Source organism: Actinomadura napierensis, assembly GCF_039529375.1.
GTDB classification, from domain to species: Bacteria; Actinomycetota; Actinomycetes; order Streptosporangiales; family Streptosporangiaceae; genus Spirillospora; species Spirillospora napierensis.
The window spans coordinates 333,610-357,062 of sequence record NZ_BAAAMR010000001.1 but is presented as its reverse complement, the minus strand read 5'-3'; the positions used below and the strand labels follow the sequence as shown (position 1 = coordinate 357,062).

Sequence of the window (23,453 nt, the reverse complement as noted above, 5' to 3'; positions counted from 1 at the left end):
GATGACCACCCTCGCGCCCGGCGCCGCCCCCGCCCGGTCGGCGGTGTTCCACGAGCTGACCGTCGCGGCGGTCGACCGCCTCTGCGACGACGCCGCCGCGATAACCTTCGACGTCCCCGCCGCGCTGCGCGACGCCTACGCCTTCCGGGCCGGGCAGTCGCTCACCCTGCGCCGCTTCGTGGACGGCCGCGAAGAGCGCCGCTCCTACTCGATATGCGCGCCCGCCGGCGCCGCCCCGCGCATCGGCGTCCGCGAGATCCCCGGCGGCCTGTTCTCCTCCTGGCTCGTGTACGAGGTCACGCCCGGCACCCGCATCGAGGTGCAGCCGCCCACCGGCTCCTGGCAGGCCGACCCGGCGCTCGGTGAACGGCACCTGTGCATCGCCGCCGGATCCGGCATCACCCCGATGCTCTCGGTCGCCTCCACCGTCCTGGCCCACCCCGCCGCGCAGGTGACGCTGCTGTACGGCAACCGCACCAGCCGCACCGTGATGTTCACCGAGGAACTCGGCGACCTGAAGAACCGGTACGGGCCCCGCCTCCAGATCGCCCACGTGCTGTCCCGCGAACCCCGCGACGTCGAGCTGTTCTCCGGCCGCCTCGACCACGACCGCCTCACCCGCCTGCTCACCGGCCTGGTCCCGGTCGAGGCCTTCGACCACGTCTGGCTCTGCGGCCCGCTGCAGATGGTGCAGGACGCCCGGCGGGCGCTCACCGGCCTCGGCGTCCCAGCGGATCGCGTGCACGTCGAACTCTTCTACGTCGATGCGCCCCCACCGCAGCCGAGGCGGACCGACGACACCGTCACCGGCGCAACCGCCGAGCTGACCGTCGTCCTCGACGGCCTGCGCACGACGTCCCGGGTGTCCCGCGAGACGACGATCCTGGAGGGCGCCCAGCGGACCCGCGCGGACCTGCCGTTCGCCTGCAAGGGCGGCGTCTGCGGAACCTGCCGCGCCCTCGTCCGCGACGGCGAGGCCGACATGCGCCGCAACTACGCCCTCGAACCGGCGGAGGTCGAGGCCGGGTTCGTCCTCACCTGCCAGTCGTTCCCGGCCACCGAGACCGTCACGATCGACTACGACGCCTGACTCGTCGGCGGTTCCGGCTCGTGGCGGGCCAGGCCGTCGAAGGCGATGACGGTGACGGCGTCGGCGACCGCCGCCGTGTCGTACGCCCCGTCCGCGCGGTACCACTCGACCAGCGAGTTCACCATGCCGAACAGCAGGCGGCTCACCAGCGCCGGCGGTACGTCCGCGCGCAGGGCGCCCTCGGCGGCGGCGTCGGCGACCAGCTCGGCCAGGCGGTCGTCGAGCCACCGGCGCCGCTCCAGCGCGGCCAGCTCCACCTCGCTGTTGCCCCTGACGCGCAGCAGGAGCGTGACGGACGGCTGATGCGCGACGAGCACCTCGACGCTGCGCCGCACCACCGCCCGCAGCCGCTGGTAGGCGCTCGTCCCGGCCTCCTTGCGGGAGGCCTCGGTGACGGCGGCGGTGAGCTCGTCGAGGGCGTCGTCCAGCGCCCGGCTGAGCAGCTGCTCCTTGCTCGTGACGTGATGGTAGATGGCCGGCTTGGTGAGCCCGAGCTCCTTGGCCAGGTCTCCCATGCTGGTGGCGTCGTACCCCTTGCGGTTGAACAACTCCACCGCGGCGCGCAGGATCGCCGCCTGGTCATGACCCGGACGGCCACGCCGCCGGCGCGGGGTCGGTTCGGCCGTCGTCACGACCGCAGCATCTCACGGACGTCCCCGATCATCATTCCGTGCGGTGATGCCCCGGGCCCGTAGCGCGGCCGACACTGGGGCCATGATGCGACGTGCAGGGGTCTTCCTGGCGGTCGGAGCACTGTCGGGTGTGGTGACCGAACTCGCCATCGTCTCATTGCCGAGGCGGTCCGGGTGTGGCTCGGCTACGGCACCCACTACCGGCTCGGCTACGCGCTCTTCAACCTGGCGGGGGCGGTGCTCGTGCTCGGCTGGCTGCGCCGCGGCGCCCGCGGGGCGGCCGCCGCCGCGTTCCTACCCGCGCTCGCGGCCTGCCCGGTCTCGGTCGGGGGTCGTGTCGGGACGCTGGTCCTTCAGCAGGATCCACGCGGCGGCGGCGGTGGCCAGCAGCACCGCCGCGCCGATGCCCGCGGAGTAGCGCAGGCCCGTGGCGAAGGCGTCGCGGGCGGCGGCCAGGAGCGCGTGGCCCTCGGGCCCGCCGAGCGCGGCGGCGGCGTCGGCGGCGCGGCCGATCGAGTCGTGCGCCGTCGCGGCGGCCCCGGCCGGGACGCCGTCCGGGGTCGCGAAGCCCCGGTACACGCCGGTCGTGATCGAGCCGAGCAGCGCGATGCCGAGCGCGGCGCCGAGCTCGTAGGCGGTCTCGGAGACCGCCGACGCGGCCCCGGCCTGCTCCTTCGGCACCAGCGAGACGATCATGTCGGACGTCGTGGCGAAGGCGAATCCGGCGCCCGCGCCGGCGAGCAGCAGCGCGCCGAACAGCAGCGGGTAGCCGGTGCCCGCGTGCAGGCCGGCCAGCAGGGCCAGCGCCAGCCCCATGCACAGGAGCCCGCCGGCGATGACGGTGCGCAGCGACGTGCGCCGAACCGCCATCGCGGCGAGCAGCCCGGTGACGATCGAGCCCACGGTGGCGGGCAGCTCCGCCAGCCCCGCCTGCAGCGGTGACCGGCCCTGGACCAGCTGGAAGAACTGCGAGAGGAAGAACACCAGCCCCGCAAGCCCGAGCACGGCGAGCAGGTCGGCGGCCACGGCCGTGCTGAAACCGCGGTGCCGGAACAGCCGGACGTCGATCAGCGGCGAGGCGAGGGTCCGCTGCCGGCGGACGAACCAGGCCAGCGCGGCGGCGCCCGCGACGGCGGTCACGGCGACCCGCGCCGACCAGCCGTGCGCGGCGGCCTCCTTGATCGCGTAGACCGTCCCGATCATGCCGACCAGGGACAGGGCGGCGCTCGGCAGGTCCCACGGCCCGGGCGAGGGGTCCTTCGACTCGGGCAGCAGCCGCAGTCCGGCCACGACCAGCACCGCCATCACCGGCAGGTTGATCAGGAAGACCGAGCCCCACCAGAAGTGCTCCAGCAGGACGCCGCCGACCAGCGGCCCGACGGCGGCGCCGGCCGAGACGCTGGAAGCCCAGATCCCGATGGCCATGGAACGTTCCCGCGAGTCGGTGAAGATGTTGCGGATCAGCGCCAGCGTCGACGGCATCAGCGTCGCGCCCGCCACGCCCATCAGGGCCCGCGCCGCGATGAGCAGCTCGGGACCGGTGGCGTAGGCGTTGAGCACGGAGGTGGCGCCGAACGCGGCGGCGCCGGCGAGCAGCAGGCGCTTGCGGCCGATGCGGTCACCGAGGCCGCCCATGGACACCAGCAGCCCGGCCAGGACGAACGAGTAGACGTCGCCGATCCACAGCAGCTGGGAGCCGGACGGCCCGAGGTCCTCGCTGATGAAGGGGGTGGCCAGCCCGAGCACGGTCGCGTCGACGGCGACCAGCAGCACGGCGAGGACGAGGACGCCGAGCGAGACCCAGCGGCCCGGGTCGCGGTCGTCGCGCACGAGAGCGGGCGGTGTCGCGGTGGTCATGCTCCCACGTGTCCTAACGGGTGTTGCGAAGGGTGTTGTCCGGTGCGGCGGATCAGGCTTGCGGGGCGCGGCGCTCGACGCCGCCGAGCAGCAGCCCGGAGATCATCGCGGTGTAGTCGCGAGGCGCGGTCCTGCCGGTCTGGATGGTCCAGGCGGCGGAGGCGATCAGCCCGTACAGGGCCTCGGTGAGCCAGGCGGGGGACAGGTCGATGCGGAACTCCCCGGACTCCTGGCCGCGCCGGAACAGCGCGGTGACGCGGCCGTCGACCCGCTCCCAGCCCTCGTTGACCTCTCCGCCCTCGAACAGCTGGTTCTCGGTCGCGAGGAAGGCGAGGAACGCCGCGACGGGACGGGTGGCCTCGATCAGCCGCACGAGCGCGCCGGTCGCGGTGCCCTCGTCGAGCCGTGCCTCGTCCATCACCGCCTCGAGCCGGCGCAGTCCCAGTTCCTCGAGCGCGCGGACGAGCCCGTCCCGCCCGGCGAAGTGCCGGTGGAGGGTGGCGCGGCTGATCCCGGCGGCCTGCGCGATCTCGTCCTGGGTGGCGGTCGCCTTGCGCGACAGCAGCTCCGCCGCGTCGGCCAGGACCCGGTCACGATCGAACGACATGACACCATGTTAACCCATTTGAGACATCATTGTCTCAAATGGGCCGCCAAAGTCACAGCAGGTGCGCCTGTCCCGCACCTGGTTACGACGCGCTGCGGATCAGGTCGTGGACGGCCTCGCTCATCGTGACCGGATCGACCTCGCCGAGCGGCACCGCGTCCTTCGGCGCGCTCGCCGGGGCGGGGCCCGCCCACAGGAAGCCGACCTTTTGGTCCTCGCCCTCGCCGTACATGTAGTGGCCGAGCCCCGGGCTCAGGCCGGCCACCACGTACAGGCCGGCCGGGTCGCGCCGGGCGAGCCACCCGCCCGCGAAGTTCCCGTCGGCGTCCACGGACTCCCAGCGCCCCTCCGAATGGCCCTTCGCCTTGCCGTATGGCAGCACGAGGCCCTCCACACGGGCGAGCCTAAGGGCGGCGCGCTCGTCGTCCGCGAGCCGGTAGACGGGCCGCCCGAGCTGCTCGAACGGCTGCAGGATCTCGTAGTCGGCGAACAGTTCCGCCCACGCGCCGAGGTCGTCGCCCAGCAGCAGCGGATGCGCGATACCGATGCGGGCGTCCGGCGCCGGGTCGAAGGCATCGTCGTTGATGTCGGCGTAGGTGCGGTCCTCCGCGACACGGAAGGCGGTACCGCCGTCGGTGATCCACACCAGCCGGCGGACGATGTGCCCCAGCAGCGGATGGTCGGCGAACAGGCCGCGGAAGTCGTCCGGCGTCCAGCTCCGCCGGACGACCATGGCCTTCTCCAGGCGCTTGATCTCCTGGTCGGCGATCGTGCGCAGGTCCTTCTTCAGGCCGGTGAACAGCGCGTGCGCGGCGGGGGCGAGCGCCGGATCGTCCTTCGGGCCGGGCTTGGGCGCGCTCTTGCGGACCTTGCCGCTCGCCTCCACGACCAGCGGGACGAGCTGCTGGTCGAAGGTCACGGTGAACCGGCGCGGACCGTAGTCCAGGACGAGGCTTCCCTCCCCGTCCAGGCCGAAGTCGGGGACGGCGCGGTCGGCGAGGTCGTCCGGCGTGATCCCGCGCGCGGCGGCGATCTCGTCGATCTTCTGCGCCGCCCTCCTCTTGAGCCCCTTGTACTTGCCGCGGCGGGTCAGCTCGAACAGGTGGGTGAGGGCGACGTCGGAGCCGATCCGGGCCAGGACGTCCAGCCCGGCGACGGCCCGGCCGGTGCCGCCCTCGCCCGGCCACCGCTTGATCAGCGGAGCGAGCCGCCGCACCGTCGTGTCGTCGCCGATCAGGCCGAGCTGCGCCAGCGCCCAGTTGTGCTTGGACGGCGATCCGAGCGCGTACCAGTGCTGGAACACCGCCCAGGAGAACTCCGCCAGCGAATGCCGGTCGCAGAACCCGCGGACGTCCGCGGCCTCCGGCGCTTTCTTGGCGAGCAGGCCCAGCAGGCGCCTGGTCGCGTCCGCCGGAAGCGCCCGGTCACGGCCGCGGGTGAGGATCTGCGGGAGCAGCGCCGGGTCGGCCCAGTCCGTCTTCGCGCTGCCGGCCTGCCGGCCGGCCAGGGCGGCGGGGACGTCATCGCAGTCGGGGACGGCCGGACGCGGAAGCAGTTCCTCACCGGTCCCCGGCGGCAGCGCCCGTGCCAGTTCCGGAGCCGCGTACAGCAGGCTCCGCACCAACCCGGCCGCCTGCAGGCCCCGGACCGTCCCGTCGTCGGCCAGCGGTGCGAGCGCCCGGACGGCCTGCGCCGGGTGCCGCACGGCCGCCTCCGCCAGGGCGGCGGGCACCCCCTGGCCTCCCATGTGCATCAGCAGGAGGCGGAACGTCCGCTCGTCGCCGATCTCCTGAAGTGCCCTCAGCACGACCGCGCGCCGCTCAAAGTCGGTCCGGAAAAGGGTGGCCCTCAAGGCGGCTTCGAGGAGGGGGAAGGCGTCCGCGCCCAGCCCGTCGAGCAGCGACCCGACCACGGCGGGCGTCTCCGAGATCCACCGGACCCGTTCGGCCTGCGCGGCGGTGGACAGCGAGCAGAGCACGTGGTCGTGGCCCAGGACGTTCGGACCGGCGGTCTCGCCGAGGGACTCGTCCACCCAGGCGGTCTCGGTCGGGACGAGGTAGGAGGCGGTGCGGCGCCTCGCGTCGTCGCCGCGATGCGCCGCCAGGCGCGCGACGGCGTCGCGGTACTCGGCCTCGGGCGCCGCCGCCAGCAGTGCGCGGACGCGCTTCACCACCGCGTCCCCGGCGATCCACCGGCCGGCGCCGAAGGGGTGGTCCTGGGGCGTCGCGCGCCGGATCTCGCCGCGCCATCCCCTCGGCGGCGGATCGGTGTACATGAAGACGTGGACCTGGAAGACGCCATCGGGGCCGCGCGTCGCCGGCTTCGGCGGCGGGCCGAGCTCCAGCGAGGCCGCCTCGGTGACCGCGCAGGCCGCGAACGCCGGCCCGTGGTCCAGCGCCCACGCATCCACGAAGGCCGCGCCGTCGGAGTCGTCCAAGTACTTCACCGCGATGGCGGCGACCGCCGCGGCCCCCATCGGGTCGGCCTCGCCGTCCAGCCAGGCGCGCACGGCCTTCCCGAGGTCCGGATCGGTGCGCTCGTGCTCCGCCATCTCCTCGGCGATCGGACGCGCCGCGCCGTCCCACTCGCGCGCCCGCTCCGCGGCCTTCTCGTCCAGGACGACCTCCGGGCCGGCGACGCCGCCGCGCCGGGGATGAAGGTGCTCGCGCCACTCGACCGGAATGTCCACCGTCTCGACCATGGCACCGCAACCTAACGACCGCCGCCGACACTTCCGTGACCTCGCGATGCGTGCCGATCGGACGCCGGGCACGGGGGTTACGATCACCGGGTGCCCCTGACCGCCGCCGGTCGATTCGCCGCGTACGGGCCGTCCCACTGGGCGGCCCTCGGGCTGTTCGCGGCCGGGTGCGCCGTGCTGGTGGCGCTCGGCCGCGCCCAGCGGACACCGGAGCCGGGCCCGGGCGGTGGGGAGCAGGCGAAGGGCTTCGGCAGGGCGTACGCGCTGGCGGTCCTGTTCGTGATGGTCGGTACGCAGGCGCACACCCTGCTGCCCCGGGAGTGGGACCTCGGCGGGTCGCTGCCCCTGCAGCTGTGCGACGTGGCGTGGCTGACCGCGGCCGGCGCGCTGTGGACGTTCGGCCGGCGCTGGTACGCGCTGACGTACTACTGGGGGCTCACCCTGTCGGTCCAGGGCCTCCTCACGCCGGCCCTCAACGGCGGGGACTACCCCGACATCGACTATCTGGCGTTCTGGTCGATGCACCTGATGATCGTGTGGGCCGCGGTGTACTTGACCTGGGGGCTGGGCATGCGGCCGGACTGGCGCTGCTACCGGTTCGCGGTCGTAGTCACGGTGGTGTGGGCCGCCGGCACGTTCGCCTTCAATGAGATCGCCGGCACGAACTACGGGTACCTCAACGACAAGCCTGTCACGGGCTCGGTGCTGGACGTGCTCGGCCCCTGGCCCTGGTACGTGCTGGCCGAGGTCGTGGTCATCCTGCTCGGCTGGGCGCTGATCACCTGGCCGTGGACGCGCTCCGATTGATCATTCGAATGGCCGTCCGTTCCGCGCATTTTGGACCGCCGCATACGGCACAATGTCCCCGTCCGGGAGAAGAATCTCTACCATTCGATGATGCGGACATATTGGACTAATAATGGCATAGTGGCCTTGGATCACTGGAATCTCGGCATTCCGTGCGTCCTTCGCGTGGCGTTGTGTCAGCCTAGATACGGCTGTAGGCATACGAGTCCGTATTGCTCAGTTTTTCGATCTTGCTGTCCCACACGCCGAGGACGCCGATGCCCGACTTCTCTGACTCCGCCCCCGGTGCCGATCGCCAGGACGTCCGGCGGTACGACAGGGCCCCGGCCGCCTGCGGCAGGCATCGCCAAAGCAGCATGCGCATTGTTCACTTGTCCATTTCCATCCTTCCCGCGGCCATTGTCGCTCTCCTGGGCGTCGTCGCCGTCGCGGTGCTCTACGACGGCGCGGCCCTGCCCCGGCAGACGCGGCTCGTGCTGACCGTCGCCGCCGTGGCGGCCGCCGCCGTCCTGGTGGCGGCCGCGTGGGGGGCCGACGCGGCGACCCGCCGGGTGGACCGGCAGCGCGCCCGGTGCGTCGTCCGCGACCAGGAGAACCTGAGCCGCAGGCTGGGCGAGCTGGGCTTCCTGATCGGCCGCGGACGGCGGGAGATGGCGGAGCTGGCCGGGCGGCTGGCCGCCGGGGAGGCCGTCGCCCCGTGGACCGAGGACGGCCCGGCCGCCGACCCCGGCGACCCCGTCGCGCGGCTCGTGCGGGACCTGCGGCGGGCGCAGAGCGAGGCGTGGAACGCCGTGGTCGACGCCGCGCGCCGCGGATCGCAGAGCCGGGACGAGCGGGTGGGCGTCTTCGTCAGCCTCGCCCGCCGGATGCAGTCGCTGTCCCACCGGGCCATCCTGGGGCTGGACGAGCTGGAGGCCCAGGTCGAGGACCCCGACCTGCTCAAGGGGCTGTTCAAGGTCGACCACCTCGCCACCCGCACGCGCCGGCAGGCCGAGAGCCTCGCCGTCATCGGCGGCGCCCCGTCCCGCCGCCAGTGGACCAGGCCGGTGAACGTGTACGAGGTGCTGCGCTCGGCCATCGCCGAGGTGGAGCACTACAAGCGGGTCAAGGTGGTGCCGCCCGTCGACGGCGGCGTGCACGGGAGCGCGGTCGCCGACGTGATCCACCTGCTCGCCGAGCTCATCGAGAACGCCACGAAGTACTCGCCGCCGCAGACCCAGGTCCTGGTCCGCGTCGAGAGCGTCGCCGCCGGCCTGGCCATCGAGGTCGAGGACCGCGGCCTCGGCATCCCGCGCGAGGACCGGCTGCGGCTGAACGACCTGCTCGCCGACCACGAGCGGGCCCGCGCCGGGGAACTGCTGAGCGAGGGGCGCATCGGGCTCCTGGTGGTGTCCGCGCTGGCCGGCCGGCACAAGGTCCGCGTCCAGCTCCAGAGCAACGTCTACGGCGGGACGCAGGCCGTCGTCGTGGTCCCCGCGGAGCTGACGGGCGGCCAGGAGGAGGCGGGCACTCCACGGCCCGCGCAGGCGGGACAGGTCCCGTCCTCGCAGGCCCCGACACCGCAGGTCCCGGGCCCGCCGCCCGGGCCGCCGCCCGGCCCTCGGCAGGTCGCCGACGATCCGCTGGACATGGCGCGCGTCGACGACGATCGCAGCCCGCCCGCGGCCTTCCAGGAGCCGTACGCGGTCGGGCCGGCCCGGCGCCCCGCGGCGCCCACGTGGGAGACGGGCCCGCTGCCGGCCGTGCCGGCGCAGGGCGGCCGGCCCGCCGTCCCCCCGCCCGCCGGGGACCGTCCGCAACTGCCGCGGCGCCGCGCGCAGACGCACCTGACGCCCGAACTGGCCAGCGCGCCCGTGCGCCAGGAGGCCGACGACGAGGCCGAGCACAATCCGGGATTGATGGCGGCATTCCAGCGGGGCATGCGCAGCGCCCTGGAGAACGACGCCGCGGACGGCCTGGACAACGGGAAATGACGAGGCATCGGAAATGACGAGGAGTTCCCATTGACTGCGGCGTCCGCGAACGATGCGCAAGACCTGGCCTGGCTGCTGCGGGGGCTGAGCGACGAGGTTCCGGCCATTCGCGGCAGCGTGCTGCTGTCCGCCGACGGCATGATGAAGGCCGCGCACGGCCTCGACCGCGCCGGCGCGGAGCAGATGGCGGCGCTCGCCTCCGGCCTGTTCTCCATCACCCGCAGCGCCGGGGCCCGTTTCGACGGCAGCAGCGAGGTCCGGCAGGTCGTCGCCGAACTGAAGTCCAGCCAGCTGTTCATTTCGTGGGCCGGTTTCAATTCCGTGCTCGCGGTGCTCGCGGACGCGCAGGCCGACCCGGCCCTCGTCGGCTTCGAGATGGCCCGGCTGATCAGGGCGGTCCGGCCGTTCCTGCACACCGCGGCGCGCCCGGCGCCCACGGCGGGCGACCGAGCCGCGTCGACATGACCGCCGGCGACGACGAGGTCTGGGTCGACGCCGCCGCCGGCCCCCTCGTGCGCCTCTACACGGTGACCGCCGGCCGCACCCGGCCGGCGGTCGACCTCGACCTGCTGTCCCTGGTGGTGGCGACCGGCCGGCACCCGCGGGGCATGGACCCCGAGCACGCCGAGGCGCTCGAGTGGTGCCGCGCGCCGACCTCGGTCGCCGAGGTCGCCGCGCACCTGCGGCTGCCCGTGACCATCGCCAAGGTCGTCCTCGCCGACCTGGTGGCCTGCCGCGCGCTGGCCACCCGGGCGCGGCGCACCGCGGCCGACCCCACCGACCGAGCCCTCCTGGAGAAACTGCTCGATGGCCTGCAACGAGCCTGACGCGCCGCCCCCGACCCAGGTCAAGATCCTGGTGGCCGGCGGGTTCGGCGTCGGCAAGACCACGTTCGTCGGCGCCGTCAGCGAGATCGAACCGCTGAGCACCGAGGAGCTCATCACCACGGCCAGCGCCGGCTTCGACGACCTCGGCGGGGTGGAGCGCAAGACCACCACCACCGTGGCGCTCGACTTCGGCCGGATCACGATCGAGCAGCACGACATCGTGCTGTACCTGTTCGGCACGCCCGGCCAGCAGCGCTTCTGGTTCATGTGGGACGAGCTGTCCGCCGGCGCGCTCGGCGCCGTCGTGCTCGCCGACACCCGCCGCCTCGAGGACTGCTTCGACGCCGTCGACTTCTTCGAGAACCGGGGCACCCGGTTCCTCGTCGCCGTCAACGAGTTCGACGGCGCGTTCCGCTACGCGCCGGACGAGGTGCGCACCGCCCTCGGCCTCGACGGACGCGTGCCCGTCGTCGTCTGCGACGCGCGGGACGGCCGCTCCGCGGCGTCGGTGCTGAGGGCGCTGATCGGCCATCTGCTCGACGCCGTCCCGACCGCCTCCGCCTGACGAGACCAGCCCTACAGGAGCCCCCGTGATCCACGACCCGCTGTACGAGCCCGCCGGACACCTGCTGACGCCCGTCGACCCGGAGGTGCCCCAACGGGCCGCACGGCTGCGGGAGCTGCGTCTCGGGCAGGCGCCGGACGCCGAGTTCGACGCGTTCGCCCGCGATCTGGCCGAGGCCGCCCGCCACCTCGCCGGCACCGACCAGCCCCCGTTCGCGATGGTGAACTTCGTGACCGACCACCAGTACCTCGGCGGCCTGTACGCCCCGCAGGCGCCGGGCGCCGACGCGGCGGGCGCCGTCGAGCTCGGCCGGGAGGTCCCGCTCGACCACGGCTACTGCCCGCACGTCGTCGTGCGGCGCAGGGCGCTCGTCCTGGACGACGTGTGCGACTACCCGCGCTTCGCCGGCAACCCGGTCGTCGACAAGCTCGGCATCCGCACCTACGTCGGGGCGCCGCTCATCGACCGCACGGGGACGGTGCTCGGGACGATCTGCGTCATCGACCGCGAGCCCCGCCCCTGGGGCCATCCCGGGCTGGGCCTCATCAAGGAGCGGGCCGCGGACCTGATGCAGCTGATCCGCCGCCGCGAGGAACGCCAGGGCTAGGCGTCCCGCCAGGCCGCGGACGGGACCGGGACGGAACGCGAGGCCGGTGCCCGCCCCGGCGCCTGCGCCGGGGGCGCGTCGGGGCCGAGTACGCCCGTGGCGAGCAGGCCGAACTCCGTGGCGACGCCGGCGATGTCGGCCTTGAGGAACTCGATCGCCGCGCGGGCCCGCGCGGGGTCGGCGCCCGTCTCGGCGGCCCACCTCATGACCTGGCCGATCGCGAACGCGTAGGCGATCGCGCGGCCGGCCAGGACGAGATGCTCCTGCCGCAGGTCCCCGTCGAGGAAGCCCAGGTCCAGCCGCTGCGCGCGGACCGCGGACGCCGTCAGCGGCCATTCGGCCAGGAATCGGCTGAGCGTCCGGCCGGCCGTCCTGGCGAGGCAGTACTCGGTGAGCTGCTGGCTGAGCAGGTCGTTGGTGCCGTCGAAAACGGTGTAGACGCGGGCGTCCAGGAATGCCTGGGCGGAGATGTTGGTGGGCGACCCGCAACGGTATCCCTCACCGCCGGCGAGCTGCTGGTAATGGTGCGCCGAACTCAGCATTCGCTCGGTCGCGACCGTCTTGATGGCCTGGACGGCGGGAAAGGCGCCGATCATGGCGTCCTTCATGTCCAGCGCGGTCCGCAGGTAGTGGTTGAGCGCCGCGCAGACGGTGTACGAGGCGTCGATGGCCGCCAGCCGATAGCGGACGAACCGGATCTCCGAAAGGGGACCCGGGCCGATTCTGCGCTGATCGGCGTAGGCGTGCGCCTCGCGGCTGATACGGCGCAGGAAACCGCAGCCCATCGCCGCCATCATCGCGCGCGACGCCATGAGCATTTCCACCATGGGACGCAGATTCCTGCCCTCGGCGGGGATTCGCCGGTGCCGGGGGACGACCGCGTCGATCTCGTTGAGGCCGTAATCGATCACTTTGAGGCCGAGCGGCTCGTAGGGCCGCAGGGTGCGGAATCCTTCGCTGCGTTTGACGATGAAGTAGCCGTAGGTGCGGCCGTTCTCGTCGTTCTTCGCGCTGACGAGCCACCAGTGGGCGCTGATGCTGAACGCCTGCCAGTGCTTGCGGCCGCGGATCCGGTAGCCGCCCTCGACCTCCTCGAAGGTGGTGGCCATGCCGGACATGGCCGAGCCGCAGCCCGGCTCGGTGGAGGCGAACCCGCAGATGGCGGGGTCGCCGCCGGCGTAGTGCGGCAGCACCTCCTGCTTGGCCTCCTCGTCCGCCCACAGCACGATCGGGCGTAAGGCCACCGCCGTGATGACCGTGACGTACATTCCGAGCGGCAGGTTCCATTCGGAAACGGTCTCCACGACCCGGCACATCTCGAGGTGGTCGTCGCGGCCGCCGTATTCCTTGGGCAGCGTGGGAAGCAGCACACCGGCCCTGGTCAGCAGCGTCCAGTCGTCGGCGGGGAGATTCTGCTGCGGGTAGGTCGCCGTGTCGAAACGGCGGGCGACCCCCTCGATGCCGGCGATGAAGGCGTTCGTCGACAGTGACAGAAGATCATTCATCATGGCGTCGGCTCTCATGGATCGATCCGTCGGTGCCGGGCGCGCCGTTCCTGCGGTCTGGCGCACGCCGCCGTCCGCTTTCCCTGCGCGGCGGGAGACCATTGACCGCCGCTCGATTCGTCCCCTTCCATGCGGTTCACGTCATCGTTAATCGATCGGTCACCGGGCGCAAGGAACATATGGCTTACCGTAAGTCGCCGTGGAAACCGGATCGGCTGGAGGGACCTGCGTGAACTCATGGCGCGGGTTTTTCTGCTGAGGCCGCCGACAACGCTACCGGCGGCCCGGCCGTTCCGATCGGGAACCAATGAATCTTGTAGGGTGCGACAACATCCGCGTCTTCGGCGGATGCGGTCGGCGCGATCGGGAACGGCCGGGCCGCCGTCTCGCGTAAGGGATCAGCCGCGGCCGGGGAGGAGCAGGATCCCGTCGCCGACGCTGCGCTCGCCCGCGGCGTCGGACGGGCGGTTGACGAGGGCGCCGCCCGCGGTGGCCATGGTGGTGGAGCCGCCGCCGTCGAAGTTCATGGCCTGCACGGCGCCGAGCGACTTCATGACCTTCGCGGCCTCCTCGATCGACAGGCCCTCGCTGTAGCCGGGCGCGCGGCCGTCCGCCGCGACCATGAGCAGCCGCCCCCGCCGGTCGACGCCGACCATGGTGCGCGGGTTACGGCGCAGCACCCAGTTGTAGTAGAACGACTGGTCGTCGCCGGTGTGGACGAGCCCGTCGGCGTAGGCGTCGACCCAGACCCGGCCGTCCCGCACGAGCTGCGGACCGGCCCCGAGGATCGAGGTGCCGGGGGCGAGCCGGAGCGGGCGCCCGTGGTCGAGCACCCGCTCGGAGAACGCGAGCCTCGTGCCGGGACGGGCGTGGGAGCGCAGCCAGTCCGCGGCCGTCCCGATCGCCTGGACGGTGCGGCCGCCCGCCGGGATGGCGGTGCCCCGCGACTCGCGCAGCTCCGTCACGCGCCCGGAGGCGTCCAGCACTGCCTCGACGCCGGCCCCGGCCGGGCTCGACGCCCCGTACACCGGGGTGAAGGCGACCAGCTCGTCGGGATCGGTGCAGGTCACGTCGTGCTGCGGGCGCTCGGTCGGCAGGTCGCCGCCCACGCCGCCGCAGTTGTCGACGAGCCCCGGCAGCCGGTCGACGCCGTCGAGCTCGCGGTTCGCCCGGTCCTGCGCCCGGACGCGCAGGTCGGTGCCGAGCTGCGCGAACCGCACGCCGCGGCCGTCCTGCGGCAGGATCATCGCGGTGCGGCCGTTGTTCGCCTCGCTGGTCAGCTCGCCGTCCAGCACGTGCAGCCCGGCCGAGCCGCCCTTGCCGCCGGAGGTGAAGTAGGTGCCGTTGACGCCGGCGACGGCGCCGCTGGAGCGCACCAGGTCCGACACCTTGTCCATGGTGGTGAGCGTGCCGCCGACGGAGGAGACCACGCGGCCCCCGAACCGGCGCGGGTCGACGGTGATCACGTGCAGGCGCCACGGGCCGGTCGCCGCCGTCCCGTCCTGCGCCGTGTAGGACGTGCCGGCCGAGAATCCGGCGGCGGTGAGGGCCGGGAGGTCCTTCTTGGCGTCGGCCTCCGCCGCGTACCGGCCGATCCGGACGACGTAACCGACGGTCCCGGCGCGCACGTCGGCGAAGCGCGGGCCGTCCACGGCTTCGACGCGCGGCTGGAACCCGGCGGCCTCCAGGCGGCGCGCGGCGTCCTCGGCGGTCGCCTTGGGCGCGATCACGGCGGAAGCGTTGCCGGGCACGGACAGGCGGACGTGCAGCGTCCAGACGTCGGCGGCCGACTTCTCACCGCGGACGATCGAGGTCAGGGTGACCCCCGGCGCGAGCTGCCGCGTTTCGCGCTGCTCGTGCAGGGATGCGGGTCCGAGGGGGAGGGAGGACGTGCGGGCGGAGGCGGTGGCCGGCGGGGCGGCGAGCGCGGTCGCGGCCATCGCGGAGAGCGCCGCCGTGGAGAGGGCGGCGAGAAGGGGACGTCTCATGCCGTCATGATCGTCATGGCCGGTGACGCGGGCATGGACAGCGGATGATCATTCGCGCCCCCGGCGTGCCGGACGATCCCGCGGCTCAGCGGGCGAGGCGACGGCGGATGTCGGCGCGCAGTTCCCCCTTGGCCACCTTGCCGCCGGACGAGCGGGGCAGCCGGTCGAGGACGACGAGCCGTTCGGGATGCCATTCGCGCGAGACGCCGCGCTCGGCCAGATGCCAGGTGAGCCCCTCCAGGTCGAGCGCGGTCCCCGGGCGCAGCTCGGCGTAGACGCACACGCGCTCGCCGAACACCTCGTCCGGCATCGCGACGGCGGCGGCGAGCGCGACCGCCGGGTGGGTGCCCACCTCCGCCTCGACGGCGGCGGCGCTGATGTTCTTGCCGCCCCGGATGATCAGGTCGCTCTGCCGGCCCACCACGCGCAGGCGGCCGGCCTCGTCGATCTCGACGATGTCGGCCATCAGCATCCAGCCGTCGGGGGTGAACAGCGCGCGGTCGGCGTCCGGGTCGTCGTAGTAGCCGGGCGAGGTCGCGGGCCCTTTGCAGCCGGGCTGGCCGGGCCGGCCGCTGCCGGTGATGTCGGACCCGTCCGCGGGGTCGAACAGCCGCACCCGCATCTCCGGGATGACGTGCCCGGCGGTGCGAAGCCGGACGTCGCGGGGGTCGTCCAGGGCGGTGTGACTGAGGGCGCCGGTCTCGTTCGAGCCGTAGAACTGCAGGACCTTCGCGCCCGTGGCCTCCTCGAACCGCGCCGCGCGCTCGTACGGGACGGCCTCGCCGCCGGTGAACATGCAGCGCAGGGACCCGAGGTCGCGCTTCTTCTCCTGCTGCGCGTTCAGCAGCATGATGAACTGCGTCGTCACGCAGTGCAGGACGGTGACCCGGTGCCGCTCGATCAGGTCGAGCGCGGCGTGCGCGTCGAACCGCTCCATCAGCACGGTCGGGACCCCGAGCACCGCGGGGGAGAAGTGCGCCGTCCACAGCCCGAACCCGAAGGGCGACGGGACGGCCCCCATGAACACGTCCGCCGGTGTCAGCGCTCCGGCCCGCCGCGCCAGCTCGTGGAAGTAGAACCAGCGGTTCTGGGTGTGGGACACGCACTTGGGCAGCCCGGTCGTGCCCGAGGTCGAGTTGATGATGGCGAGGTCGTCCGGGCCGAGCGCGCGGCCGGTGAGGTCGCCCTCGCGCGGGTCGCCGGGAAGGCCGAGCCGGTCCACGACGACGTGGTGGGCGAGGTCGGCGCCGTCCGCGCGCAGCTCCGCGACCAGGTCCGCCGACGGCTCGCCACGGTGATCAGGCGGCGCCACCAGGGCCTTCGAGCCGGTCCGCTCCAGGAGGGACCGCAGCTCGCGGCGGCCCGCCCGCGCGCCCACACCGACCAGCACGAGCCCCGCCTTCTCCGCGGCGACGGCCGTCACGTGCCAGGCGGGCCCGTCCGGAAGCAGCGCCGCCACCCGCTCGCCCGGCGCCAGGCCCAGCCCAGCCAAGTGGGCTGCCAGCCGCGTCGAATTCTCCTCGTACCGCGCCCACGACAGCGTCGCGTCCGCGGTGATGTAGGCGGCGTCGCCGGGACGCCGCGCCGCCTGCCGTCGGACGTGGTCCGCGACGGTCTCGGTTCCCCACCACCGGGCGGCCCGGTACGCCGAAACGGTCTCCCGGTCGAAGGGACGGGTCACGGGCGCCTCCTCGGAGTCCGGCGGGCCGGCGGCCCGAAGTCGGCCATTCTAGGAGTGATCACCCCTCCGGGTTCTTGCAGTGCCGTCCCGTGCGCAGGTTCGCGGTCGCGGCGGTGATGACGGTGTCGAGCCTGTCCCGGGCGCTCACCAGATCGCCGATCTGGCCGTCGATGCGGTCGCGTTCCGTCGAGAGCCGATCGAGCAGCTCCGGTGTGGCCTCACCGTCCACGACGCACGGCAGCAGCTCCAGGATCGACCGGCTCGACAGTCCGGCGGCGTACAACTCCTGGATCAACTCGACGCGGTCCACCGCGCCGTCCGGGTAGTGCCGTTGCCCGCTGGGACTGCGCCGCGAGGTGAGCAGGTCCTGCTCCTCGTAGTACCGCAGCGCCCGGACGCTGACACCCGTCCGCGCGGCGAGTGCGCCGATGCGCATCGCGCCTCCCCGATGTGGCCCGCGCCACAGCCCTTGCCTCTCACGTCAACGTCAGGTTTTAGCGTAGTCCACGAACGGCCCACGCCTTCGGCCGAAGCAAAGGACCCGGCCGTGACCGGCTTTCTGTGCCATTCGCGCTAGCCGTGCCAAACCATTTATAAAACGTCGAGGAGAATTAATGAACGCACGAGAAACGGCGACGATCGCCCCCGCTCCCATCGTCTCGGTCAAGCCGGTGACCTTGGAGGCGCCGGGCCGTGGCGATGATCTGCGGGTCAGGGTCTCCGCGCCGGTGACGGGCACCGACCTGCCGATCATCGTCCTGTCGCACGGCTTCGGCTCGTCGCTGGACGGCTACGGCCCCCTGGCCGACTTCTGGGCCGCGCACGGATTCGCGGTGATCCAGCCAACCCACCTGGATTCCAGGACGGTGGGACTCGCGCAGGACGATCCCCGGACGCCGCGGATCTGGCGTTACCGCGTCGAGGACATGAAGCGCGTTCTCGACCGGCTCGATCTGCTGGAGTCCGCCGTTCCCGGCCTGAGCGGCCGCCTCGACCGGAGCCGGATCGCCGCGGCCGGGCATTCCTTCGGCGGCCAGACGGCGGGCAACCTGCTGGGCCTGCGCGTCCTCGACCCGGTGAGCGGGGAGGGGGAGGACCTGTCCGACTCACGGGTCGGCGCCGGCGTGCTGATCGCCACGGCCGGAAAGGGCGGCCCCGACCTGACACCGTACGCGGCCGAGCACTTCCCCTTCATGAACCCGGACTTCGCGAACATGACCACGCCGGCCCTCGTGGTCGCGGGCGACAAGGACGACCTCCCGCTGTCCGTCCGGGGACCGGAATGGCTCACCGACCCGTACTTCCTGAGCCCGGGGGACAAGAGCCTGCTCACCCTGTTCGGCGGGGAGCACTCGCTCGGCGGCATCGCCGGATACGAGGCGCGGGAGACGACGGACGAGAACCCCGAGCGCGTCGCCCTCGTCCAGCGGGCGACGTGGGCCTACCTCCGCCATGCGCTCGGCATCGAGGACGCCGCTTGGACGGCGGTGCGAAAGGAACTCGCGGAGAGCACCGCGCCATTGGGCCGCATCGAATCCCGATGAAACAGCGGTCGCTCGCGACCGTGCGGCGCCGGATCGGGAACGGGCGCTCCGTCGCGCGAACGCCTCCTGGCCTGCACGGCGACGGCCGTCCGGGAGTGTCGGCGGCGGCCCGGCGGGTAGGGCGGGACAGATCGCGACCGACGACCGATCGAGGAGAGTGGGTCCGATGACCGACAGCACCGAAGGACGGCCGGAGGGACGGCGGCCGGAGCGCCCGACGCTGCGGACCGGTTCGGAGACGCCGGTCGATCCGGAGGATCTCGCCATGGCCGAAGGGCAGGATCCGACGCCGGAGAACGTGGAGCGCCAACGGCGCCGCATCGAGGAGAAGGGCGCCCGGAGGGCCACCGACGAGGCCACCCCGTAGAAGCGGCGGGCCCGGGCGGTGAAGCGACCCGCCCGGGCGCGCGATCCGGGCCGACGTGCCCTTACTCCGGGGTGTGGCCCAGGCCTCGGAGGATGTGATCGAGGGCCACTCCGGCCTTGTCGCGGGCGGCCGCGGGGTCGGATTCGTGGGCGATGTAGAGGCCGGCCTCGGCGATGAGCGCGGCCAGCAGCCGCGCCAGCACGTCCACCGGCAGCGGGGCGATCTGCCCGTCGGCGACGGCCTGGCGCAGCCAGTCGCGCAGCAGGTGCAGGCCGTGCTGGTCGATCAGTTCGTTCCAGGCGGCCGGGCCGAGCACGGCGGGCCCGTCGACGAGCACGATGCGCTGGAAGTCGCCGTCCAGGCAGGCGTCCAGGTAGGCCTGCAACCCGGAGCGCAGCTCGTCCAGCGGCCCCGCGGGCCGCCCGCCGGGCCCGGCCAGCTGCTGCTGGATGAGGTGCTCGGCGAGCTCGCCGGCCACCGTGCGCATGACCGCCGCGAACAGGTCGGCCTTGTCGCGGAAGTGGTGGTACAGCGCTCCCCGGGTCACCCGGGCCCGGGCCACGATCTCCTCGGTGCCGGTCCCGGCGTACCCCTGCTCGGCGAACAGCCGCCGCGCCGCGCCCAGCAGCGCTGCGCGGGTGTCGGCGGTGTGCTCCTGGCGGCGCGAGTTGGTCATACAGGCATCCTCGTACATACAACCTGTATGTACGGGGTACGGGCCCTGGTGTCCGCTCATCGGGGCCGTCCGCGGCCGCCGTCTCGCCGAAGGAGCTGGGAGACCATGGGCCTGCCGCTGCACCTGTCGATCAAGCTGGGGCGCTACCTGCTCCAGCAGAAGATCCGCGGCCGGAAGAAGTTCCCCATGCTGGTGGAGCTGGAGCCGCTGTTCGCCTGCAACCTCAAGTGCGCCGGCTGCGGCAAGATCCAGCACGAGGCCCACCTGCTCAAGAAGCGGATGCCGGTGGAGCAGGCCGTCGCCGCGGTGGAGGAGTGCGGCGCGCCGATGGTCTCGATCGCCGGCGGCGAGCCGCTGATGCACCCGCAGATCGACCGGATCGTCGAGGAGCTCCTCGCCCGCCGCAAGTTCATCGTGCTGTGCACCAACGCCGTGCTGCTGCCCAAGCACCTGCACAAGTTCCGGCCGCACCGCGACTTCGCCTGGATGGTGCACATCGACGGGCTGGCCGACCGCCACGACGAGGCGGTGAGCAAGAAGGGCGTGTTCGACCAGGCCGTCGCCGCGATCAAGCAGGCCAAGCAGGCCGGTTTCCAGGTCTACACCAACAGCACGTTCTTCAACACCGACTCCCCGCAGACCGTCGTCGACGTGCTCGACTACCTCAACGACGAACTCGGCGTCGACCGGATGGAGATCTCACCCGGCTACGCCTACGAGAAGGCGCCCGACCAGGACCGCTTCCTGGGCGTGGAGCAGACTCGGGAACTGTTCGCCGAGGCCTTCGCCGGCGGACGGCGCGACCGCTGGCGGCTCAACCACTCCCCGCTGTTCCTGGACTTCCTGGAGGGCAGGCGCGACTTCGCCTGCACCCCCTGGGGCATCCCGTCCTACTCGCTGCTGGGCTGGCAGCGCCCCTGCTACCTGCTCGCCGACGGCTACGCCGAGACCTACCAGGAACTGCTCGACACCACCGACTGGGACCAGTTCGGCCGCGGCAAGGACCCCCGCTGCGACAACTGCATGGCGCACTGCGGCTACGAGCCCTCCGCCGTCCTGGCCACGCTCGGCTCCCTCAAGGAGTCGCTGCGCGCCGTCGGCGTGCCCACCCCCGGCGCCTGAACCACCGGCGGTCAGGCGGGGCGCGCCCCACCGGTTCGGCGACGCGAGGGCTTCATTCGCTTTCGAGGCGGACGCACGTCCCGTAGGCGACGTAGCAGACCTGGGTGTTCACCCGCATGACGTCCTCCGAGGTGAAGTCGGTGCGGCCCGTCACCTCCGGGACGATGAGGAGGCGCACGCCGAGCACGGCGTCGGGGCGGAGGTCGGCGGCCGCGCGCTCGAGGTTGTCCAGCGCGGTGGCGGGGTCCGCGCCGGGCCGGCCGGCCCGGACGGCGAGGGTGGTGACGCCCTTCTGGTCGTCGGGAATCCGGTCGGTGGTGTACATGGGTGTGGCCACCGCGGGGTGATTCCCAGGGAAGGCCTGTGACAGTTCCAAGGGCGTTCCCGGATTGGGAAAGTCCAGGGATGGCGGCGCCCGCCGCGCCGCCCCGGCGAGGCCGCCGCCCCTGGTCCCTAGAACACCGTGCCCACGTCCTTGGCGATCAGATCGTCGGTCGCCCGCTCCGCGACCGCCGCGATGGTCATGGACGGGTTGCAGGCCGCGGCGGTGCCGGGCAGCAGCGCGCCGTCCAGCACGTAGAGCCCGCGATGCCCCTGGACGCGGCCGGCGAGGTCGCAGACCGTCCCCATCGACGCGCCGCCCAGCGGGTGCCACGTGGAGGGGTAGATGCCGGTGGTGTCGGTGAGGAACGACCCCTGGCCGGCGATCTTGTTGGCGCGGTCGTTGATGCGCTTGTAGAGCGTGTCGTCGGCGCCCTTGGGCCACTGCAGGACGGCGTCGTCCTTGCCGGAGTCGTAGACGAACGTGCCGCGGCCCTTGCTGACGCCGTACCCGACCATCATCGTGGACCGGATGTCGCCGCCGATCGGCGGGATCGACGCCTGGATGATCGTGTTGGCGTTGTCCGGGTCGTCCCAGTCGAAGGTGCCGTAGACGACCGGGCCGCCCTGCGGCGCGCCGAAGTCGTCCGCGAAGTCGCTCCACAGGTAGATGCGGTCGCCGTTGGAGCCCCAGCCGGCGCCGAGGCCGTCGGGCATGTCGGGGATCTGGCCCTTCGCCGACGCGCGCATCAGCAGCTTGGTGGTGCCGGCTGTCCCGGCCCCCATGACGAGCGCCTTGGCGGTGATGATCTTCTTCTCCAGGACGGTCCCGTCGGTGTCGATGCGGTCGACGTGGATCTCCCAGCGGCCGTCCTTCGCCATCGCGACGTCGGTGACGTTGTGCTGCGTCGCGACGGTCACGCGGCCGGTGGCCTGCGCGGCGGCGATGTAGGTGACGTCCACCGAGTGCTTGCCGCCGTTGTTCACCCCGAGTGCGCAGTCGCCGTTGGTGTAGGACGGCTTCATCTCGCCCTTCAGCTCGCGCAGCGCGTACGTCCAGTCGATCGGCATCGGGATCTTCGTGACGTCGTAGCCGGCCTTGCGGACGTGGTCGGCGAACACCCGCGCGGGCTTGTAGGTCGTGCTGTTGACCAGCTCGTCCGGCGCGGTCTCGATCTGCAGCATCTGCGCGACCCGCCGGTAGTAGACCTGGTCCATCTTGGCGTAGTCGAGCTGCTCGGGCAGGTTGGCGTTGAACACGTTCTCGGCGGGCTGCAGCGTCATGCCCTGGTAGACCAGCGACCCGCCGCCGACGCCGGCGGCCACGATCATGTCCATGCCGTTGCCGGGCACCTGCTCCAGCAGCCCGGTGTAGTGCGGGAACGGGTCCGCCGAGATGCCGAAGATGGTCGGGGTCGAGCCGAGCCAGAACATCCGCTTGTCGGGGGAGGAGGGGTGCGGGAACGTCTCGGCGTTCGGCCCGGTGCGCCACCAGACGCCGCGCTCCAGCACCAGGCACTCCACGCCCGCCTGCGCGAGGCGGAGGGCCGCCACGCCCCCGCCGAAACCGGAGCCGATGATCACGACGCGCTCCTCCGAACGCGTCACGGGCGTGCGGCGCCGCGCGGCGGCCCGGGCCGCGGGCGTCCCGGTCATGGCGAGTCCGGCGGTGGCGGCGGCGCCGGCCAGCAGCGAGCGGCGGCTCAGTTCGGGCATGGTCACTCCGTTCGGTCGAGCGGGGGGTTCACGGGCGGCCTCCCGTGGCGTACGCTCCTTCGTCGGCCGGGGAAGGGGACCCGCGGCCTCGTCGCCGCGTGCCCGCTCCTGGGAGCGTGCGTGCGGTGCCGCTCCTTAGCGAAACGCCACCGTTCTCTTAAGGTGTGCCTATGGTAGGGAGCGGAGCGCGCCGTGTTTACTAACCGAACTGAGTGATCCGCCGGAGAGAATGTGAGCCCGGATGCCAACCGCGCGGTCAAAAGGCGGAGCCGTATCTCGCCCGAGCGCGCAGCCGAATTGTTCGCGCTCGTGCTCGACCGGTTGCGCGAGGTCGGGTACGAGGCCCTGAGCGTGGAGGCGGTCGCCGCCGAGGCCCGGATGAGCAAGGCCACCATCTACCGGCAGTGGGGCGGCAAACCGGAGCTGGTCATCGCGGCGGTGCGGGCGCTCGGCCCCCTGGACGTCGACGGCATCGACACCGGGGACCTGCGCGGCGACCTGAAGGCGTACATCGCCCAGTACCACGTCATGTCCGCGATGGACCGCGGGATGAACCGGGCGATGGTCCATGCGGTCCACCGCGACCCCCGGCTGATGGAGGCCGTCCGCCAGGCCGTCATCACTCCCGGCCTCGCCGCCCTGGACGTCATTCTGGCGCGCGCCGTCGGCCGCGGCGAGGTCGCCGCGGGCTGCCCGGCCCTCCCCTACGTCAAGTACATGCTGATAGGGACGCTGGGCAGCGGGATGGACCTCGGCGACACCGTCGACCTCGACTTCCTGGACGGCTACATCGACCATGTGGTCGCGCCCGCCCTCGGGCTGCCGCCGGCCCCCCGCCCGTGAGCCGGCCCCGCCCTCGGGCCGCCC

Annotated in this window: 23 protein-coding genes; 11 read left to right on the top strand and 12 right to left on the bottom strand. The window is 72.7% G+C overall.

The annotated features are described in order from the left end of the window. Nucleotide 1 precedes the first annotated feature (1 nt). Nucleotides 2-1,090 (top strand): 1,2-phenylacetyl-CoA epoxidase subunit PaaE, encoded by a 1,089-nt coding sequence (gene paaE / locus ABD296_RS01395; protein WP_344260434.1) that lies wholly within the window; start codon nt 2-4, stop codon nt 1,088-1,090. Here paaE and ABD296_RS01390 read toward each other — a convergent pair. The 4 genes from ABD296_RS01390 to ABD296_RS01375 all read right to left on the bottom strand — a co-directional run bounded on the left by ABD296_RS01390 (nt 1,078) and on the right by ABD296_RS01375 (nt 6,887). Beyond that, on the bottom strand, nt 1,078-1,722 hold the full coding sequence (locus tag ABD296_RS01390) for a TetR/AcrR family transcriptional regulator (protein WP_344260432.1): 645 nt from the start codon (nt 1,720-1,722) through the stop codon (nt 1,078-1,080). The two genes, paaE and ABD296_RS01390, sit on opposite strands and share 13 nt — an antisense overlap. 294 nt (nt 1,723-2,016) lie before the next feature. Continuing rightward, nucleotides 2,017-3,579, bottom strand: a complete 1,563-nt coding sequence (locus tag ABD296_RS01385) for an MFS transporter (RefSeq protein ID WP_344260430.1) — start codon at nt 3,577-3,579, stop codon at nt 2,017-2,019. Between the two features lie 52 nt (nt 3,580-3,631). Continuing rightward, nucleotides 3,632-4,186, bottom strand: a complete 555-nt coding sequence (locus ABD296_RS01380; protein ID WP_344260428.1) for a TetR/AcrR family transcriptional regulator — start codon at nt 4,184-4,186, stop codon at nt 3,632-3,634. A gap of 82 nt (nt 4,187-4,268) precedes the next feature. Beyond that, complete coding sequence (locus ABD296_RS01375; protein WP_344260426.1) at nt 4,269-6,887, bottom strand: DUF4132 domain-containing protein; 2,619 nt, start codon at nt 6,885-6,887, stop codon at nt 4,269-4,271. A 90-nt stretch (nt 6,888-6,977) separates the two neighbouring features. Here ABD296_RS01375 and ABD296_RS01370 point away from each other — a divergent pair, with 90 nt between their 5' ends. Next, nucleotides 6,978-7,694 carry a YwaF family protein gene (locus tag ABD296_RS01370; RefSeq protein WP_344260424.1) on the top strand — a complete coding sequence of 239 codons (717 nt, stop codon included), beginning with the start codon at nt 6,978-6,980 and terminating at the stop codon, nt 7,692-7,694. A 181-nt stretch (nt 7,695-7,875) separates the two neighbouring features. On the opposite strand, the gene ABD296_RS01365 is transcribed toward ABD296_RS01370, so the two are convergent. Continuing rightward, entirely contained in the window at nt 7,876-8,058 is a 183-nt protein-coding gene (locus ABD296_RS01365) for a hypothetical protein (RefSeq protein WP_344260422.1), read from the bottom strand. Between the two features lie 7 nt (nt 8,059-8,065). Between ABD296_RS01365 and ABD296_RS01360 the strand changes: the two genes are divergently transcribed. From ABD296_RS01360 to ABD296_RS01340, 5 genes are read left to right on the top strand one after another with little or no spacing between them, the layout of a single operon-like run. After that, on the top strand, nt 8,066-9,667 hold the full coding sequence (locus ABD296_RS01360) for an ATP-binding protein (RefSeq protein WP_344260420.1): 1,602 nt from the start codon (nt 8,066-8,068) through the stop codon (nt 9,665-9,667). 30 nt (nt 9,668-9,697) lie between these two features. Beyond that, nucleotides 9,698-10,132 (top strand): roadblock/LC7 domain-containing protein, encoded by a 435-nt coding sequence (locus ABD296_RS01355; RefSeq protein WP_344260418.1) that lies wholly within the window; start codon nt 9,698-9,700, stop codon nt 10,130-10,132. Further along, nucleotides 10,129-10,494: a DUF742 domain-containing protein gene (locus ABD296_RS01350; protein WP_344260416.1), complete on the top strand. Its 366-nt coding sequence runs from the start codon at nt 10,129-10,131 to the stop codon at nt 10,492-10,494. The genes ABD296_RS01355 and ABD296_RS01350 overlap by 4 nt, the downstream gene beginning before the upstream one ends. Next, nucleotides 10,475-11,059 carry a GTP-binding protein gene (locus ABD296_RS01345; RefSeq protein ID WP_344260414.1) on the top strand — a complete coding sequence of 195 codons (585 nt, stop codon included), beginning with the start codon at nt 10,475-10,477 and terminating at the stop codon, nt 11,057-11,059. The genes ABD296_RS01350 and ABD296_RS01345 overlap by 20 nt, the downstream gene beginning before the upstream one ends. A 25-nt stretch (nt 11,060-11,084) precedes the next feature. Next, nucleotides 11,085-11,666, top strand: coding sequence for a GAF domain-containing protein (locus ABD296_RS01340; protein WP_344260412.1), 582 nt, complete (start codon nt 11,085-11,087; stop codon nt 11,664-11,666). Here ABD296_RS01340 and ABD296_RS01335 read toward each other — a convergent pair. The 4 genes from ABD296_RS01335 to ABD296_RS01320 all read right to left on the bottom strand — a co-directional run bounded on the left by ABD296_RS01335 (nt 11,663) and on the right by ABD296_RS01320 (nt 17,276). Beyond that, complete coding sequence (locus ABD296_RS01335; protein ID WP_344260410.1) at nt 11,663-13,189, bottom strand: acyl-CoA dehydrogenase family protein; 1,527 nt, start codon at nt 13,187-13,189, stop codon at nt 11,663-11,665. The genes ABD296_RS01340 and ABD296_RS01335 overlap by 4 nt on opposite strands. 380 nt (nt 13,190-13,569) lie before the next feature. Beyond that, entirely contained in the window at nt 13,570-15,159 is a 1,590-nt protein-coding gene (locus ABD296_RS01330) for a phosphodiester glycosidase family protein (protein ID WP_344260408.1), read from the bottom strand. A gap of 85 nt (nt 15,160-15,244) precedes the next feature. Continuing rightward, on the bottom strand, nt 15,245-16,840 hold the full coding sequence (locus ABD296_RS01325; RefSeq protein WP_344260405.1) for a class I adenylate-forming enzyme family protein: 1,596 nt from the start codon (nt 16,838-16,840) through the stop codon (nt 15,245-15,247). 58 nt (nt 16,841-16,898) lie between these two features. Continuing rightward, on the bottom strand, nt 16,899-17,276 hold the full coding sequence (locus ABD296_RS01320) for a MerR family transcriptional regulator (protein ID WP_344260403.1): 378 nt from the start codon (nt 17,274-17,276) through the stop codon (nt 16,899-16,901). A gap of 178 nt (nt 17,277-17,454) precedes the next feature. On the opposite strand from ABD296_RS01320, the gene ABD296_RS01315 reads away from it, so the two are divergent. Both ABD296_RS01315 and ABD296_RS01310 read left to right on the top strand, forming a co-directional pair. After that, entirely contained in the window at nt 17,455-18,384 is a 930-nt protein-coding gene (locus ABD296_RS01315) for an alpha/beta hydrolase family protein (protein ID WP_344260401.1), read from the top strand. 166 nt (nt 18,385-18,550) lie between these two features. Beyond that, on the top strand, nt 18,551-18,751 hold the full coding sequence (locus ABD296_RS01310) for a hypothetical protein (protein WP_344260398.1): 201 nt from the start codon (nt 18,551-18,553) through the stop codon (nt 18,749-18,751). A 61-nt stretch (nt 18,752-18,812) separates the two neighbouring features. Here the strand turns inward: ABD296_RS01310 and ABD296_RS01305 are convergent, their stop codons facing one another. Continuing rightward, nucleotides 18,813-19,427, bottom strand: coding sequence for a TetR/AcrR family transcriptional regulator (locus tag ABD296_RS01305; protein ID WP_344260396.1), 615 nt, complete (start codon nt 19,425-19,427; stop codon nt 18,813-18,815). Between the two features lie 105 nt (nt 19,428-19,532). Between ABD296_RS01305 and hpnH the strand changes: the two genes are divergently transcribed. After that, on the top strand, nt 19,533-20,549 hold the full coding sequence (gene hpnH, locus ABD296_RS01300; RefSeq protein WP_344260394.1) for an adenosyl-hopene transferase HpnH: 1,017 nt from the start codon (nt 19,533-19,535) through the stop codon (nt 20,547-20,549). Nucleotides 20,550-20,601: 52 nt separating this feature from the next. On the opposite strand, the gene ABD296_RS01295 is transcribed toward hpnH, so the two are convergent. Both ABD296_RS01295 and ABD296_RS01290 read right to left on the bottom strand, forming a co-directional pair. Next, complete coding sequence (locus ABD296_RS01295; RefSeq protein ID WP_344260392.1) at nt 20,602-20,886, bottom strand: hypothetical protein; 285 nt, start codon at nt 20,884-20,886, stop codon at nt 20,602-20,604. Between the two features lie 116 nt (nt 20,887-21,002). Further along, on the bottom strand, nt 21,003-22,586 hold the full coding sequence (locus ABD296_RS01290) for a GMC oxidoreductase (RefSeq protein WP_344260390.1): 1,584 nt from the start codon (nt 22,584-22,586) through the stop codon (nt 21,003-21,005). 309 nt (nt 22,587-22,895) lie between these two features. On the opposite strand from ABD296_RS01290, the gene ABD296_RS01285 reads away from it, so the two are divergent. After that, nucleotides 22,896-23,429: a TetR/AcrR family transcriptional regulator gene (locus tag ABD296_RS01285; protein ID WP_344260388.1), complete on the top strand. Its 534-nt coding sequence runs from the start codon at nt 22,896-22,898 to the stop codon at nt 23,427-23,429. Nucleotides 23,430-23,453 lie beyond the last annotated feature (24 nt).